Origin of the sequence: Haliovirga abyssi (assembly GCF_030295325.1) — a bacterium.
Classification (GTDB): Bacteria; Fusobacteriota; Fusobacteriia; order Fusobacteriales; family Haliovirgaceae; genus Haliovirga; species Haliovirga abyssi.
In genome coordinates, this window is record NZ_AP027059.1 from 1,491,551 (window position 1) to 1,507,728 (window position 16,178).

Sequence of the window (16,178 nt, forward strand, 5' to 3'; positions counted from 1 at the left end):
CCTTTCTATATTTTTAATAAAACTAGAGGCATTATACCCATAAATACTATTAATACTCCCAATATTCCTACACTACATTTTAAAATAAATTCTCCATCTAAAGAAAGTGATGTTACATATTTTTCAGATGTTTCGACTCCTTCTTCTCCAGGAACCCATAATTTTGATAACAATCTAACATAATATACACCTTCTATTAAACTTGAGATTAATAGTACTACTGCTACCCATTCGTGATTTCCATTAAATATAGCAATTAAAACTTTTAATTTAACATAAAATCCAAAAAACATTGGAAGTCCTATTATTGACATTGCTGCTGTTGTAAATCCAAATCCCATTATTTTATGCTTATTAAATATTCCTCTTAAATCTTCTACTTTATCACTACCTGCTTGAATAGCTAATGCTCCTGCTATAGAAAACATAATTAATTTTGCAACTGCATTATTTACAATTTGTAATATAGCTACATCATCAAGTTTCAATAAAAATAGAGTAACTATAAGACCTGCTTGAGCAATACTTGAAAATAGAAGTATCTTTCTTAACGAATTTCCTGAAAATGCTGCTGTTTCCGCTAAGAATAAAGTCAATAATGAAATTGTTATTAATACTATTGATAAATTTTGTGATATTAATAATGTTTGAGAAAATAATCTACCAAACACAAACATTATTGCTGCTGCATATACAGAGGCAAATATCGGTCCTGATAATTTATTTGTAGAGTTATAAACTCCTTTTACCCAACCATTAAATGGAAATAATTTTGATTCTACTGCAATTCCAGCAAATATTAAAACTATTGGTAATAATAATACTCCGCTTGTAACTCCAGGAGCATATAATTTTCCTCTCAAATCAGCCATATTAAGAGTTCCAAATATATTATATATAATTATTATTCCAAATAGATATAAACTTGATCCAACTGTTCCAATAATCAAATAATTAAATGAATGTCTATATTTTTTAGTCATTGCAGATATTATATATCCTGATATTGAAGCAATCTCTAAGAATACAAATAAGTTAAATAGATCTCCTGTAAGTACCATTCCGTTTACAGCTGCTAAAGATACAATTAATACAGAAGCATATTTTTTCACTTCACTATATCCCATAATAACTGCTAATGCAAAGATTATATTAACGATTAATATTCCTGTAAAACTATATCCATCCAAAACAAGTGTAATTCCAAATGGCGGTTTCCAATTACCAATATTATAAATTCCATATTTCACCACTGATAAAAGATATAAATTTATAGCTATTGATAAAGATAATAATATTTTAGCTCCTCTTTTCCACATTACTGATATAAATGCTAACAATAGAGGAAATGCTACTAACAATACTGGACTATTCATCATCTTTTACCTCCATTTCATCCAAATCAAAAGTTCCATATTTTGCATAAATATTTTTTGCAAATGCAAGTCCTACTGCAGTTACTCCTACTCCTATTACAATTGAGGTAAGAACTAACGCTTGTGGCAATGGATCTACAAACTTTATCATATTATTATTAAATACTTTTGTAAATATAGGTGCTACTCCACCTTTTACATATCCTATAGATATTATAAATAAATTTAATCCAACATCAAGCACATTTAAAGAAATTAATATTTTTAATAAATTTCTTTCTGTTAACATTCCATAAATTCCTATTAATATTAATATTATAAATAAATATTGTATCATTATTCCACCTCCCCTGAGATGAAGTTCACTATGATTCCTGATAATTCAGCTCCAACTTTTAATCCTACAAGTACATATATTATAGGTATAATTCCTGCACTAAATAAATTTCCTATTGTGCCTGTTGGTAAAAAATTATACAAAAATGCTCCACCTAACAAAATACCTGTTAATCCTATTATTACATATAAGCTTCCTGCTATTCCTTCAACTAATTTTAGCGAATGAACTTTTGCTTGGAAATCTTTATGTGATACATATAAAAGCAATACTATACTTGCTAACATACTTCCTCCTGGAAATCCTCCTCCTGGAGTCAGATGCCCATGAACAAATATATATACTCCTACAATAAACATTAATCCCACAATTACTTTTACTCCTGCTTTTACTATAAAATTAGGTTCTACTGCAAATTGAAGTTTTGTCCCAACTCCTCCTAAAAGAAGTGCCACTCCTAATGCAGATACAAATAAAACTGTAACTTCTCCTAAAGTATCAAATGATCTATAATTTACAACAATAGAAGTTACCACGTTTGCTGAACCTGATTCTAAATCCTTATTTTTTCCATATCTAATACTCTCATTGTTTCCATTTACATTTTTGTTTAAAAATTTATTAGAAACAGATTGAGAGATATTAGCTTCTCCATATTTGTTAAATTTAACTTTTGAACTGTCCAAATATAGATTACTAAAAATAAAATATCCAAATAAAATTACAATTAATAAAGCACCTATTTTTTTCATCTATTTATCGCCCTCCTTTTTTGCAGAAAAAAGAGTAAACAGAAATAATGCTGTTGCCATTCCTGAACCAATAACAGCTTCTGTAATACCTACATCAGGTGATTTCATAAATACAAAACTAACAACTGCAAGCATACTCATAATCGATAAATAAATTATAGAATTTAAAACTTTTTTAGATGATACTGCCATTATGCCAAATAATATTAAAATCAATCCTATTATTATTTCAGAAATCTCAATTATCCCCATTTTCATCACCTCTTTTATACTTGTCTTCCATCTCATCAACTACAACTTTTGCTGGTTTCACTCCAATTAAATAAGCAGCTCTTCCTATAGCAGAACTTCCTACTGGATTTGTTATAGCTAAAAATATTACTATTAATATAGTTTTTACTAACCAACTTGGATGCAAAAATCCTACTCCTAATATAAGAGATATTGCTCCAAGAGTTGTTGCTTTTGTTCCTGCTTGAAGTCTATTATATACATCTGGCATTCTAAATATCCCAAGTCCGCCTAGGGCATAAAATAAAGCTCCTATTATTATTAAAACATAACCTATTACACTCATTTTCTCCCCTCCAAATACCTTGCCATTAATACTGTCTCTACAAATGCAAGTATTCCATATACTAAAGCAATATCCAAATATAGGCTATTCCTAAAGATATGTGCTAAAAATACTATTGCTCCTGTTATAATTACATTTAATGTATCAACTCCAACTACCCTATCTGGAACTGAAGGGCCTAAGATTACCCTTAATATAGAAAAAAACACCCCAATTCCAAGTAAACTAAAAACAACTAAATTAATCATTCAAAAATCCCTCCTAACACCTTCTCAAAGGTTTGAGATATGTTTTCTTGATACTCTTTGCTTCCACTTCCTTTTACATCAATCCAATGAATATAGATATTTTCATCATCTACATCCAAAGTTAATGTTCCTGGTGTTAAAGTAATTGAATTTGCTAAAGCTAATTTTCCAACTTCTCCTTTTAAAGATGTTTTGATTTTTACAAATCCTGGATTAATAGGAAGTGATGGCGACAATACTCTGTATGCCACATCCAAATTGGATAATATCATTTGATAGATAAATACTGGAATGTAAACAAACACAAATTTAAATATTTTTACAATACTATCAACTCCAAATGAATAGCTGACTTGTTTATAAATTACAGCAGCCACTATAAGTGAAGCTATTCCTCCAACAACTATTTCTTGGATAGAAATTCCTGTTGCAACAATCCAAATTAACCATAGCAAAACAAACGTTGAGATAAACTTTTTCATTTTTGTCCTCCTTTCTTTTTTTGTTTTTATGTATCTGTAAAATTTAAGATTTTCTTAAAAGATTGTGAAATATAGGTACTTTTTTCACATATCATTGTATGATAATATTAACTTATTAAAGCTGACTAATATAATATACAATATTGCAACTGCCTGTGTCAAGTTTTTTATCTTTTTTGGTTTGTTTTTAATCATATTGTAACTCGTTTTTATAATATTAACCTATAATTTAACAAAAATCAATTTTTTTATTTATTAGAAAATATAAATTTATTCAGAAAATAATGCAAAAAATAAAAAAACAGGATTTTACTCCTGTTTTTAATCTGTTTTATATAATTTTAAAAATTATTTTTTACACCCTTTTCTTAAAACTATACATTCTGCTGCTTTTATTATTGGATATTTTGTAGGTGCAGAACTAAGCAACGGATGAGTTCCTATTTGAGTTGTATATAACTCAGTAACTGTCATTCTATTTTGAATAGCTAATCCAAGAACATTTATTAGTTCTCCAGCACTTTCTCCTCCAATTACTTCTGCCCCAATTATTATTTCAGAATCTTTTGCTACTATTAATTTTACAAATTGTTTTTTTGTTCCAGGTAATGTTCCAGGATGTTTGTCAACACCTTCATTTCTACCTACCATTACTTCAAATCCACTTCTTTTAGCTTCTTCTTCTGTAACTCCTGCTGCTCCAAATCCAATTTCTCCAATTGCTGTTGAAAATATTGCTACTGTTCCTATAAAAGTTCTTACAATAGATAGGTTATATAAATTCATTCCTGCCATTCTTGCCTCTGCTGCTGCTGTTGAAGCAAGCATAATTGGTGTAGATTTTCTTGTAATAAAATCTACTTTTGCTGCACAATCTCCAACTGCAAGTACATCTTTATCATCTGTTCTTAAATAACTATCTACTCTTATTGCTCCTAATTTATTTAATTCTAATCCAGAGTCTGCTGCCAATTTAGTATTTGGTCTATATCCCATTGAAAGCACTACTGCATCAGCTTCTATTCTTTCACCATTTTCCAATACTACTGCTTCTACTTTCCCATCTCCAACTATCTCTTTTACAGCTACTCCTGTTTTTAAACTCACTCCTCTTTTTACCAATATTTCTTGAGCTCTTTCTGCTATTTCTACATCAAATGCTCTTCCTAATATTGTAGGTAATACTTCTACTAAAGTTACATTTTTTCCTATTTTATTTAATTCATCTGAAACTTCTACTCCAATAAATCCAGCTCCAATTACAACTATTTTTTTCATTGAGTTAAATTTTTCTTTTATTGCATCAAGATAAATTTTATCTTTAGGAATTGAGAATACATTTTCTAAATCTGAACCTTTTAACCAAGTTGGTTTGTATGGAGTTGAACCAGTTGCAAATACTAATTTATCATATTGAAATTCTTCTCCTGAAGCAGTTTTTAAAACTTTTTCTTCTCTATTCACATCTACAACTTCATCCTGTTTAAATTCTACTCCAGCTTTTTTTAATCCACCTAAAGGGATAACATCTTTATCGCTAGAATCTAATGTCCCAAAAATGTATGGAATTCCACAAGGAACTAAAGCATCTTTCTCTTTTCTAATCAATAATACACTTTTATCAGGGTAATGTGCTTTCCCTGTCATTGCTGAAACTAATCCTGCTGCACTTCCACCTATTACAATTACATCAAATTTTTTCATCATAAAACCTCCATTAATTTATTTTTTTGCATTATATATATCTTATCATCTTCATATCATTATAATACAATATAATCTTTCTGTCAATTGTTATGTTAAAAAAATCTTTTGACACACCAATAAAATTTCACAAGAATATTCTAAACACAGTTATTTTTTCTTTTTTAAAAAATAATGTAACTCTACATTTTCAGCTTGGCTTAATCTCCTACAAGTTTCTCTTGCAATATTTAATATTACTCTACTAAATATATCTTTATCTTCTTTAGCTAATTTCATTAAAGCTTTTTTAGATATAATCAATAGCTCTACATCTTCTGTTGCAATTGCTGTAGCACTTTGTGGCTGTATTCCAATCAATGCTGTTTCTCCAAAACAACTTCCAACACCAAATTCTATTAATTCAAATATTTCATTCTCTTTTTCAAAATAGAGTTTTACTTTCCCTGAATTAATTATATAAATATTACTTGGAGAATCGCCTTGTTTAAATATAATTTCATCTTTTTTATAATAAACACTATTTAAAACTCCAAAAATTCTATATAATTGCAAATCATTTAATCCACCAAAAATTGAAATCCTATTTATTATAGGAACTACTTTATCTATATCTATAAGTGGATAAAAAATTTCTTTTTTCATATAAAAGCACCTCTTTTAAAATTATCATAATATAACTCTACACAAATTATAACTTATATTATCTCCAAATTCAAGCATAAAAAAAGAGAATCTAAAAGATTCTCTTTTTAAAAATTATTATTTTACTTCTGTAGCTTTTATTTCCCAAATTTCATCTGCATATTGTTGTATTGTTCTATCACTTGAGAATTTTCCACCATTTGCAACATTTATCATGGCTTTTTTAGCCCAATCAATTTTATCTCTATATGTTGCACCAATTTTTCTTTGTGCTTCAGCATATGATGCAAAATCTCTTAAAACATAATATTGGTCTGGTCTATTTCCTTCTACACCATACATTAATGAATCATATAACTCTCTAAATATTTCTCTATTATCTGGGCTATATGTACCATCAACTAATTGATCAATAACTTTTTTCAATTCAAGATTTCTATTGTATTCATCCCATGGATTATATGAATTTGTTTTATTTAATTCTAAAACTTCATCTGCTTTTAATCCAAATATGAATGCATTTTCTTCTCCAGCTTCTTCTACTATTTCAACATTAGCTCCATCTAAAGTACCAATTGTTAAAGCTCCATTTATCATAAATTTCATATTTCCAGTTCCTGAAGCTTCTTTTCCAGCAGTAGATATTTGTTCTGATACATCTGATGCTGGGAATATTTTTTCTGCAACTGATACTCTATAATTTTCTATAAATACAACTTTTATTTTTCCTTTTATAGATTGATCATTATTTATTTTATTTGCTATACTATTTATTAACTTTATTACTAATTTAGCTCTTCTATATCCAGAAGCTGCTTTTGCTCCAAATATGAATGTTCTAGGATATATATCTAAATCAGGATTTTCTTTTAATCTATTATATAAAGCCATTATATTTAATACATCTAATAATTGTCTTTTATATTCATGTAATCTTTTTACTTGAACATCAAATATTGAATTAGGATCAACATCTATATTATTATGTTCTTTTATGTATTCAGCTAATTTAACTTTATTTTCATATTTTATTTTCATAAATCTATTAACAACTTCTTCATCATCAATAAATTTTTCAAATTTCTTTAATTCAGAAAGATTTATTGCCCAATCTGTTCCAATTTTTTCATTTAATAATTTTGCTAACTCTTTATTTGATTTTAATAACCATCTTCTTTGAGTTACTCCATTTGTCTTATTATTAAATTTTTCAGGATATAATTCATACCAATCTTTTAATTCTTGATTTTTTAATATTTCTGTATGTAATGCTGCAACACCATTTACAGAATGAGACCCAACAATTGCTAACCATGCCATTTTTACCATACCATCAGCTATTATTCCCATTCTATGAGTTCTCGCCCAATCTCCAGGATATTTTTCATTTAATTCAGCTAAGAATCTTCTGTTTATCTCTTCTACTATTTGATAAATTCTAGGTAATAATCCACTAAATAGATCAATTGGCCATTTTTCTAATGCTTCCGCCAAAATTGTATGATTTGTGTATGCACATGCTTTAGTAGTTATATCCCAAGCTGTATCCCAATTTAATCCTTCCCAATCTAAGAATATTCTCATTAATTCAGGAATAGCTACAACTGGATGAGTATCATTTAATTGCATTGCTACTTTTTCAGCAAATTTAGAAAAATCATTTCCATATTTTTTCTTATAATTTCTAACAATATCTTGTACACTTGCTGATACAAAGAAATATTGTTGTTTTAATCTAAGTGCTTTTCCTGATGGACCACTGTCATTAGGATATAATACTCTTGAAATATCTTCAGTTATACTTTCTTTTGACATTGCTTTTATATATTCTTGATCATTAAATAGTTGTAAGTCAAAACCATCTTCTGCTTCTGCTTCCCACAATCTTAATGTATTTACTGTCTTATTATTGTATCCCACAATAGGCATATCATATGGCACAGCTGTTATAACTTCTGCATCCACTCTTTTAAATCTTTCTCTTCCATTTTCTTCTCTAACAAGAGTAACTTTTCCGCCAAATTTAATTTCTATAGATTCATCTTTTCTTTTAACAGACCAAGGATCTCCATTTTTTAGCCAGTTATCAGGAAATTCTACTTGATATCCATCTATTATTTTTTGTTCAAACATTCCATATCTATATCTAATTCCATATCCATGTCCTGGTAATTTTAAACTTGCCAATGAATCTAAGAAACATGCTGCTAATCTTCCAAGTCCACCATTTCCAAGTCCAGCATCTGGTTCTGTGTCTTCCACTTCATTATAATTAAATCCAAGTTCATTTAAAACTTCTGCCACATCTTCTTCTATAAGCATATTTACCAAATTATTACTTAAAGCTCTTCCCATTAAAAATTCTGCTGAAAGATAATATGCTTGTTTTACCTCTTCTTCTGCATAAGTTTTTTTTGTATCTAACCAATTGTCAAGTACATAATCCATTGCTGCTCTTGATACTGCATCAAATATTTCTTGCTTAGTTGCACATGAAATTGTTTTACCAAATTGTTCTTTTAATTTCAATTTGATATTTTCCTTAAACTCTCCTCTGTTAATATTCATTCTCTTTTCTCTCCTTTATTTTAAATTTAAACATTACCTACTTTTCTAAACATATTATATAAATTTGAGAACACTTTGTCAAGTAAGTTAATTTTTTAACAATTTATAACAAAAAATAAAAATGGAGCCGCCTATCCGATTCGAACGGATGACCTGCTGATTACAAGTCAGCTGCTCTGGCCAAACTGAGCTAAGGCGGCTCATCATTATTAAATTGCTATTATTGTATGGTGCCCAGACGCGGAATCGAACCACGGACACGGGGATTTTCAGTCCCCTGCTCTACCGACTGAGCTATCTGGGCATATACTTTATGGCGGGGCTGACGAGGGTCGAACTCGCGACCTCTGGCGTGACAGGCCAGCGCTCTAACCAAACTGAGCTACAACCCCTTTAAGCGAAAATGAGTATACCATACTATTTCTTTCTTGTCAAGCATTTTTATAGAAAATATTTTCAGCACAAAGAAAGAAGAACGCAAAGGTACACAAAGAAAAAAATTTGAAACCACTATTATATCTATGATTTCGCCAATAAATCTTTTGATAACATTGGAATATATCCTTTTTTCACTATATCTTTTCCATGTTGTAATTTTTCATCCATCGTAGAGACACGATTTATCGTGTCTCCTGTTCTCGTGTCTATGTTATCACGTCTCCATTTATCATCTTTTATTTTAATTTATTTTATTTTTTGTGTTTTATGATTCAACCACAAAAACTATGTTTCTGATTAATTTCCTAAAATTACTCTTGCTCAAACCATTGGTTCTATTAGACTGATTTTTTGAAAAAATTAAAAAATACATTTTTGTGGATAAATCATTTTATTAAAAAAACACGATAAATCGTGCTTCTACATATCATTTTTGTTGTTATAGAGACGTAGCATGCTACGTCTCTACTGTTAATTATTTCAATTTTTTATATACTTCTGAACTTTAACCCATTTTGCTCCCAAATCATATAATTAATTTTTTTATTTCATCTATATTTTTGTCAGCTTCTTTATATCCCTCTTCTATAATCTTTTCCCCTTTAAAAAAATTTAATTGCATATATTTTAAAACATCAGGTTTCAAAAATATATCTGCTTCTCTTTCTGTCCTTTTTAAATCTCCCATAAATAATATATTTAAAAAATTTTCAATAACTAATATTTTTTCTTTTATCCCCTCATTTTTTGTCAAACTAAACTTACTTTTTTTTAAAATTGTCTTCAAAATTTCATTGTTTGCTATTTCATCTATAAAAATTTTCCCTGGATTTAGAATTAATTCTTCTCCATCTTTTAAGAGTTCTTCATCAACTACTTTATCATCTTTATTAATTTTATCTCTAAAACCAATAGCTATTATTTTTTCAGCTCCATATTTTTTAGCTATATGTATTGGCAAAGGATCATATACTCCTCCATCAGTTAAGTATCGTCCTCCTCTTTTTACCGGCTTAAATATCAAAGGAATACTTATACTTGCTCTTACCCCTTTATATAGCTTACCACTACTTATTATAACTTCTTCTCCTGTTAAGAAATCCGTTGCATTTATATAAAATGGTATTTTGCAATCAGAAAAATTTCTTCCTCTTGTTAATATTTTAATAAACTCTTCTGCATATTTACCTTTTAACAACCCATTTTTTCTCTCTTTTGTAAAATCTAACAATAAGGAATAATTAAAATTTGAAGCAATTCCTTCTATATATTTAATTGGCATTCCAATTGCATAAAGTGAACCTATTATAGAACCAATACTACTTCCCACTATTAAATCAGGTTTTATTCCTTCCTCTTCTAATCTTTTTATTACTCCAATATGTGACAATCCCCATGCACTTCCACCACTTAAAACCAATCCCAATTTTTTTCGTGATTCTTTCAAAATTATCACCTCTTTATATTATCTTCAACTTATCTTTTTAATCTTACTTTAATTCTTTTACTTCAAATCCAGCATTTTTTAAAACCTCTTCTGCTTTCTCATTTTCTTTATTAACATCAAATCCAACTCTTATGCTTCCACCATAGTTTTCTCTAATATGTAATACCTCTATATCTTTTATATTTATATTATTTCTACCTAATATTTTAGTTATATCTCCAATTATACCTGGTTTATCTGGTACAAAAACTATAAGCTCTATCATTGGCGACAATATACCTTTTCTTCTTTGAGGAATTTTATCTCTTACCTCTTTTCCATTTCTAAAAAGTGCAGTCAACATCTCTTCATTGCCATTTTTTATATTCTCTTCAAAATTTGACAACTCTTTTTTAAATTTATCTATTGCATATAAAATTTTATCTCTATTGGTCAAACATATATCCCTCCACATTTCTGGGCTCCCTGCAGCTATTCTAGTAGTGTCTCTAAATCCTCCTGCAGCAAGAGATAATATAATATTTTGATTATTATTGCTAATATCATTGGCTGTATTTACTAAACTACTTGCAAGAATATGAGGCAAATGACTTATAGAAGCTACTGCTAAATCATGAATTTCAACATCTAACTCCAACAGTGTTGAATCAAGTTTTTTTACCATCTCTTTTACTTTTTCAAATGCAGATAAATTTGTATTTTTTGTTTTTGTTAATACATATATTGCATTTTCAAATAGATATGGATCCAAAGCTTCAACTCCTGTCTTTTCAGAACCAGCCATTGGATGTCCACCTACAAAATATATATCTTTTGGCAATATATTTTCTATTTCCTTTGTTATATATTCTTTTGTACTTCCAACATCAGTTATAATTGCACCTTTTTTCAAATATGGCAATGCTCTTTTTACTAAATTCGGCATTAATTTTACTGGAACTGATAGCACTAAGATATCTATTTCACTTAATCTATCATCTAGCTCTATCATATATTCATCTATCGCATTAAGAGAAACCGCCTTTTCAAGTTTAGAGCTATTTCTTCCAATTCCTATAACTTTATCCGACCATTTTTTCTTTTTTAAAATATAGCCGATACTACCACCTAATAATCCAACTCCCCAAATTGCAACTTTCATAAATTCACCTCTTTTGTAATTTTAAAATTTTTCTTTGTGTGACTTTGCGTTCTTCTTTCTTTGTGCTGAAATTATTTCCCCTACAAAAACTTGACACTATCAAAATTTTATTTTTAAACATTTCCTGATTTTTATATTTTTTATCACTTTAAAATTACTTTTTCTTTATCTTCTTTGTAAAAATTTTAGAACCAAAATAAGCTGTCAAAGGAACAGCTATTAATATCCCTATACTTCCTGCTATTGATCTTAAAAATTCTGTAGAAATAAATTCAAAATTTAAAATTCTAATAAGAGGATAATCATTTTTTTGTACCATAAACATTAAAATTGTAAACATAGAACTTCCTATATATGCCAATATTAAAGTATTTACCATTGTTCCTATGACATCTTTTCCTATTTTCATTCCCGATTTCAAAATCTGTTTTTCTGTTAATTGATTATTATGTTCTCTTATTTCATTTAACGACGATGCAATTGATATCGCTGTATCCATCACCGCTCCAAGGCTTCCTATTATAATTCCAGCTGATATTAATTCTACTACATTCACATTCTTAAATAAATTTGAAGCATATATAGATTCCAAATCAGTATATCCTGTTAATTTCATTGCATATATATATATTTGTGATAAAACTCCCGCTATTATTGTACCTCCAATTGTACCTAAAAATGCAACTAGCCCTTTTTTACTGTCTCCTGCCACAAAATATATTGTAAATAGTGCTATTAAAAATGAAAATATCACTCCTAACCATAACGGGGAATATCCTTTTAAAATTAGTGGTAACATTCCATAAAAAATAAAAAATATAGATATTGCTATACCCATTAATGCTTTTACTCCTTTACCTTTTCCAATTACAATTACTAAAAATATAAATATAAGTAAAATAGATATCATTAATCCTCTTTTATCTATATCAATAATATTATAAGTAATCATCCCATCTTGATTATGTATATCTAAAACAACATCTTCATTTCTTTTTATTGGAACATTATATGCTTTATCTTTAAAAACAGGATGCATAATAAGGACTTTTTTATTTTTATAATCTCCTGTTTTTATCTCTACTATTACTTTAATTTTTTTTGATATACCATTTTCTACTTCATCTTTATTTGCTGAAATAGTTCTTAAAATTTCAGTGATTTTTCCTTTTTCATATTTATCATTAGAACTAGCAAATATAAATATTGGAAAAATTAAAAATATAATTAAAATTCCTATTTTTTTTATAAAATTCATTTTCTCCTCCTATTTTCTATCTATTTAACCTTAGTAAAATTTATATCTACTACTTTTATTCCATCAACTGCTGCGCTTACAATACCTCCAGCATAACCTGCACCTTCTCCTATTGGAAATAAATTTTCTATATTTATAGCTCTACTCTTTTCATCTCTTTTTATTCTTACAGGCGAAGATGTCCTTGTTTCCGCTCCTATTAAATTAGCTTTATCTGAAATGAAATATCTATTTTTACTCCAATAATTAAATGCTTTTTTTAAATTTTTGGAAACATATTTTGGCAACAAATTATCCATTTTATATGATTTCAATTCCATTTTAAAACTGCTTTCTATATTTTTATTTGTTTCTTTATTTTCTAAAAAGTCTATTAAATTTTGATAAACAGCTCCGTAATTTCCAACCTCTTTATATGTCTTTCTTTCAATTTTTCTTTGTAATTTTATTCCATCAAATAAATTTTTTCCATAATCTTTTTCTGTTATTCCTACCACTACTGCTGAGTTTGAGAACGCTCCATCTCTTGTGCTATAACTCATTCCATTTACTAACGAACTTCCTAATTCTGATGCAGAATTCACAATTTCTCCTCCTGGACACATACAAAAAGTGAAAGCTCCTCTATTTTCATTTCTATTATTATATGTGAAATTATATGTTGCAGCTCCTAAATTAGGATTATTTGCAAATTTACCATATTGCATCTGATCTATAATTCCTCTTGGATGTTCTATTCTGACACCTATTGCAAAATCTTTATTTTCAAGATATACTCCATTTTTATTTAACATTTCATAAGTATCTCTAGCGCTATGTCCAATCGCTAAAATTAAATATTCAACATCAATTTTTTCATCTCTATTTATTTCTATTGATTTAACTTTCCCATTTTTTATATTAATATCAGTTAGCTTTGAATTAAAATAAACTTTTCCTCCAAGAGCTATTATTTTTTTTCTCATATTCTTTACCACTTCTTGCAGTATATCAGTCCCTATATGTGGTTTATAATCATATAAAATATCTTTTTTAGCCCCGTTTTCAACAAAAGTTTTAAATACTTTATCTATATATTCACTTTTTATTCTAGTAGTTAATTTTCCATCAGAAAATGTTCCTGCTCCACCTTCTCCAAATTGAATATTTGAATTTTTATTTAATTTGGCATTTTCAAAAAAATTATTAACAGTTTTAGCTCTATTTTCTACTTTTTCTCCTTGTTCAAATAGTAATGGTTTTAACCCATATTCTGCTAATCTAAGAGCAGCAAAAAGACCTGCTGGTCCTGTTCCAATAACGGCCACTTCTCCTTTTAATTTTACAGGTTCTCTTTTTACATTTTCTAATTGTTTATATTCTTTTATCTGAGAATTTTTTATATCCATATGTTTATTTGTTGTTACTAATAATTTATATATAAATTTTATATTCCCTTTTTTTCTGCTGTCAATTGACCTTTTAAGGTAATCAATTCCTTTTACATTATATTTTTCTATCCCCATTTTCTTTAGTTGAAACATTATTGCCTTATCTTGATTCTTTTCAACTGGTACAATTACATTATTCACTTCATATCTCATATTTATATCTCCCATCTAAAAAATTTATCTATCTTTTCTTGATTTTCCTGCGTATAATTTTCAATTTGTTCTTTTACTAATTTAGAAATATATTCTATTTTTTCCAAATTATCTGGATAATATATTGGAGTACTTTTTAATGGTGTAGAATAAAGTTCTAAATCTTGTCCTTTCTTTTTACCATTATAATAAAACCAATCAAAAAACATTTTGCTATTTAAATAACCTAAAATATAAAATAGATTTAATTCATATATAGTTTGTTTTAATGTCAAATAATATATATCTGCGCTTCCATAAAATGAACTATTTGAATATGAAAAAAGATTTTTTGAGCCTCTTTGTCTTCCAACTATTTTTTCATTTTCAAAAATTTCTTTTTTTCTTCCCCACTGCAAATTATACCAATTAATCAAACCATTTTTCACTTCTCTCCTTTTTTCCAATCTCTCTTTGAATGGCAGGAGTTCCTTTAATAATTCAGAATCAACTTCTATATTCTTATCCAAATATAATATCCAAAAATCATTTTTATCTTTAATTTTATAATTTAATATATCTTTACTTTTATAAAATGGCTTTAAATATTTTGAAAATCTCTCTTCAAAATTTTCTCTTACAAATGCTTTGTCATATCCACTTACAATCCCTTGATTTATATTTAAAATATCTCCCAATTTAAAATTACATTTTTTATTCATTTTATTAAAAAATATCAATTTTTCATTAGAAGCAGTTACTATTTTACAATTATCTGTATATAATAAATTAGAATTTATAAATTCATCTATCTCATCATTTATTACTCTTGTTTTTATAGTTTTATCCATTTTTATTAATGAAAATATCATATTATGCTGTCCCAACGCTCTTTTAAATACAGATTTATTCAAATCCTCAATATAATAAAATTGGCTGTTTGCCTTTACAGTTGCTCTTAATTTTTTAGCATAATCAGCTGTAAACCAATAATTAGTAGTTATATATGTTAAAATTCCATTTTTTTTTAAAATCTCTATCCCTTTTTCTATAAAAAAATATAAATAATCCATTTTTCCTTCATAATATTTTTTACCAAATTCACTATTTTTTATATCAATAAAAAACTCTCTATTATTTTTTTCACCTAAATATGGTGGATTCCCAACAACTATATCATAATTAACTTCAAATGTTTTTAATAAAGAGTTTTCTATATTTAACTCTTTTTCAAAAGAATAATCATTAATATTATAACTTTTCAATATTTTTTTTAATCTAATTTTTGCTATATCAATAGAATCTTTATCTATATCATATCCAGTAATCCAATTTGAAAAAAATTTATATTCTCCAAAATATATTTTAGATATTTTTATTAAAAAATTTAAACTTTCTACTAAAAAATTTCCTGTCCCACAAGATAAATCTATTAATTTTAAATTTTTTAATTTTTCTTTTCTATCTCCATCTTTAAAATATTTATAAAATGATATTGCTAACATTTTTCTAGTTATTTCTTGTGGTGTATATACCGAAAACTTTTTTCCTAATTCAGTTTCATATTTATCACTAATATCGTATCCAAATTTATACATTATTTCACATTCCTTCTTTAAATTTTTTAATAATAATCAGAAACA

15 protein-coding genes and 3 tRNA genes are annotated in these 16,178 nt (G+C 27.4%); all 18 read right to left on the bottom strand.

The window, feature by feature from the left end; all coding sequences use genetic code 11:
• Window positions 1–5: 5 nt before the first annotated feature.
• The 18 genes from RDY08_RS06605 to RDY08_RS06690 all read right to left on the bottom strand — a co-directional run bounded on the left by RDY08_RS06605 (window position 6) and on the right by RDY08_RS06690 (window position 16,133).
• The gene (locus tag RDY08_RS06605) at window positions 6–1,379 is read right to left on the bottom strand and encodes a complex I subunit 5 family protein (protein ID WP_307903586.1); all 1,374 of its coding nucleotides are present in this window, start codon (window positions 1,377–1,379) and stop codon (window positions 6–8) included.
• Window positions 1,369–1,713 carry a sodium:proton antiporter gene (locus RDY08_RS06610; protein ID WP_307903587.1) on the bottom strand — a complete coding sequence of 115 codons (345 nt, stop codon included), beginning with the start codon at window positions 1,711–1,713 and terminating at the stop codon, window positions 1,369–1,371. Before RDY08_RS06610 ends, RDY08_RS06605 begins: the two co-directional genes overlap by 11 nt.
• A complete protein-coding gene (locus tag RDY08_RS06615; RefSeq protein WP_307903588.1) occupies window positions 1,713–2,465 on the bottom strand; it encodes a Na(+)/H(+) antiporter subunit B in 753 nt (250 codons plus the stop codon). The genes RDY08_RS06610 and RDY08_RS06615 overlap by 1 nt, the downstream gene beginning before the upstream one ends.
• On the bottom strand, window positions 2,466–2,717 hold the full coding sequence (locus RDY08_RS06620) for a Na(+)/H(+) antiporter subunit B (protein WP_307903589.1): 252 nt from the start codon (window positions 2,715–2,717) through the stop codon (window positions 2,466–2,468).
• Window positions 2,704–3,042, bottom strand: coding sequence for a monovalent cation/H(+) antiporter subunit G (gene mnhG, locus RDY08_RS06625; protein WP_307903590.1), 339 nt, complete (start codon window positions 3,040–3,042; stop codon window positions 2,704–2,706). Before mnhG ends, RDY08_RS06620 begins: the two co-directional genes overlap by 14 nt.
• Window positions 3,039–3,290, bottom strand: coding sequence for a cation:proton antiporter (locus tag RDY08_RS06630; RefSeq protein WP_307903591.1), 252 nt, complete (start codon window positions 3,288–3,290; stop codon window positions 3,039–3,041). Before RDY08_RS06630 ends, mnhG begins: the two co-directional genes overlap by 4 nt.
• On the bottom strand, window positions 3,287–3,772 hold the full coding sequence (locus tag RDY08_RS06635) for a Na+/H+ antiporter subunit E (protein WP_307903592.1): 486 nt from the start codon (window positions 3,770–3,772) through the stop codon (window positions 3,287–3,289). The genes RDY08_RS06630 and RDY08_RS06635 overlap by 4 nt, the downstream gene beginning before the upstream one ends.
• Before the next feature lie 348 nt (window positions 3,773–4,120).
• Window positions 4,121–5,479 (bottom strand): FAD-dependent oxidoreductase, encoded by a 1,359-nt coding sequence (locus RDY08_RS06640; protein WP_307903593.1) that lies wholly within the window; start codon window positions 5,477–5,479, stop codon window positions 4,121–4,123.
• A 147-nt stretch (window positions 5,480–5,626) separates the two neighbouring features.
• Window positions 5,627–6,121 (bottom strand): cyclic nucleotide-binding domain-containing protein, encoded by a 495-nt coding sequence (locus tag RDY08_RS06645; protein ID WP_307903594.1) that lies wholly within the window; start codon window positions 6,119–6,121, stop codon window positions 5,627–5,629.
• 117 nt (window positions 6,122–6,238) lie between these two features.
• Window positions 6,239–8,689: a glycogen/starch/alpha-glucan phosphorylase gene (locus RDY08_RS06650; protein WP_307903595.1), complete on the bottom strand. Its 2,451-nt coding sequence runs from the start codon at window positions 8,687–8,689 to the stop codon at window positions 6,239–6,241.
• A 122-nt stretch (window positions 8,690–8,811) separates the two neighbouring features.
• A tRNA-Thr gene (locus RDY08_RS06655) sits at window positions 8,812–8,889 on the bottom strand.
• 28 nt (window positions 8,890–8,917) lie between these two features.
• A tRNA-Phe gene (locus tag RDY08_RS06660) sits at window positions 8,918–8,993 on the bottom strand.
• Between the two features lie 10 nt (window positions 8,994–9,003).
• Window positions 9,004–9,081: transfer RNA gene (locus RDY08_RS06665), tRNA-Asp, on the bottom strand.
• A gap of 572 nt (window positions 9,082–9,653) precedes the next feature.
• Window positions 9,654–10,574, bottom strand: coding sequence for a patatin-like phospholipase family protein (locus RDY08_RS06670; RefSeq protein ID WP_307903596.1), 921 nt, complete (start codon window positions 10,572–10,574; stop codon window positions 9,654–9,656).
• 43 nt (window positions 10,575–10,617) lie between these two features.
• Window positions 10,618–11,715, bottom strand: coding sequence for a prephenate dehydrogenase (locus RDY08_RS06675; RefSeq protein ID WP_307903597.1), 1,098 nt, complete (start codon window positions 11,713–11,715; stop codon window positions 10,618–10,620).
• Between the two features lie 154 nt (window positions 11,716–11,869).
• Window positions 11,870–12,973, bottom strand: a complete 1,104-nt coding sequence (locus RDY08_RS06680) for a YibE/F family protein (protein WP_307903598.1) — start codon at window positions 12,971–12,973, stop codon at window positions 11,870–11,872.
• 20 nt (window positions 12,974–12,993) lie between these two features.
• Complete coding sequence (locus RDY08_RS06685) at window positions 12,994–14,556, bottom strand: NAD(P)/FAD-dependent oxidoreductase (protein ID WP_307903599.1); 1,563 nt, start codon at window positions 14,554–14,556, stop codon at window positions 12,994–12,996.
• 2 nt (window positions 14,557–14,558) lie between these two features.
• Window positions 14,559–16,133: an Eco57I restriction-modification methylase domain-containing protein gene (locus RDY08_RS06690; RefSeq protein ID WP_307903600.1), complete on the bottom strand. Its 1,575-nt coding sequence runs from the start codon at window positions 16,131–16,133 to the stop codon at window positions 14,559–14,561.
• Between the last annotated feature and the right edge of the window lie 45 nt (window positions 16,134–16,178).

Excerpts from the sequence above, each read along its gene's own strand:
- RDY08_RS06640 (WP_307903593.1), bottom strand. The coding sequence starts at position 5,479 with ATGATGAAAAAATTTGATGTAATTGTAATAGGTGGAAGTGCAGCAGGA.
- RDY08_RS06650 (WP_307903595.1), bottom strand. The coding sequence starts at position 8,689 with ATGAATATTAACAGAGGAGAGTTTAAGGAAAATATCAAATTGAAATTA.
- RDY08_RS06615 (WP_307903588.1), bottom strand. The coding sequence starts at position 2,465 with ATGAAAAAAATAGGTGCTTTATTAATTGTAATTTTATTTGGATATTTT.
- RDY08_RS06675 (WP_307903597.1), bottom strand. The coding sequence starts at position 11,715 with ATGAAAGTTGCAATTTGGGGAGTTGGATTATTAGGTGGTAGTATCGGC.
- RDY08_RS06680 (WP_307903598.1), bottom strand. The coding sequence starts at position 12,973 with ATGAATTTTATAAAAAAAATAGGAATTTTAATTATATTTTTAATTTTT.
- RDY08_RS06620 (WP_307903589.1), bottom strand. The coding sequence starts at position 2,717 with ATGGGGATAATTGAGATTTCTGAAATAATAATAGGATTGATTTTAATA.
- RDY08_RS06635 (WP_307903592.1), bottom strand. The coding sequence starts at position 3,772 with ATGAAAAAGTTTATCTCAACGTTTGTTTTGCTATGGTTAATTTGGATT.
- mnhG (WP_307903590.1), bottom strand. The coding sequence starts at position 3,042 with ATGAGTGTAATAGGTTATGTTTTAATAATAATAGGAGCTTTATTTTAT.
- RDY08_RS06610 (WP_307903587.1), bottom strand. The coding sequence starts at position 1,713 with ATGATACAATATTTATTTATAATATTAATATTAATAGGAATTTATGGA.
- RDY08_RS06685 (WP_307903599.1), bottom strand. The coding sequence starts at position 14,556 with ATGAGATATGAAGTGAATAATGTAATTGTACCAGTTGAAAAGAATCAA.
- RDY08_RS06645 (WP_307903594.1), bottom strand. The coding sequence starts at position 6,121 with ATGAAAAAAGAAATTTTTTATCCACTTATAGATATAGATAAAGTAGTT.
- RDY08_RS06690 (WP_307903600.1), bottom strand. The coding sequence starts at position 16,133 with ATGTATAAATTTGGATACGATATTAGTGATAAATATGAAACTGAATTA.
- RDY08_RS06630 (WP_307903591.1), bottom strand. The coding sequence starts at position 3,290 with ATGATTAATTTAGTTGTTTTTAGTTTACTTGGAATTGGGGTGTTTTTT.
- RDY08_RS06605 (WP_307903586.1), bottom strand. The coding sequence starts at position 1,379 with ATGATGAATAGTCCAGTATTGTTAGTAGCATTTCCTCTATTGTTAGCA.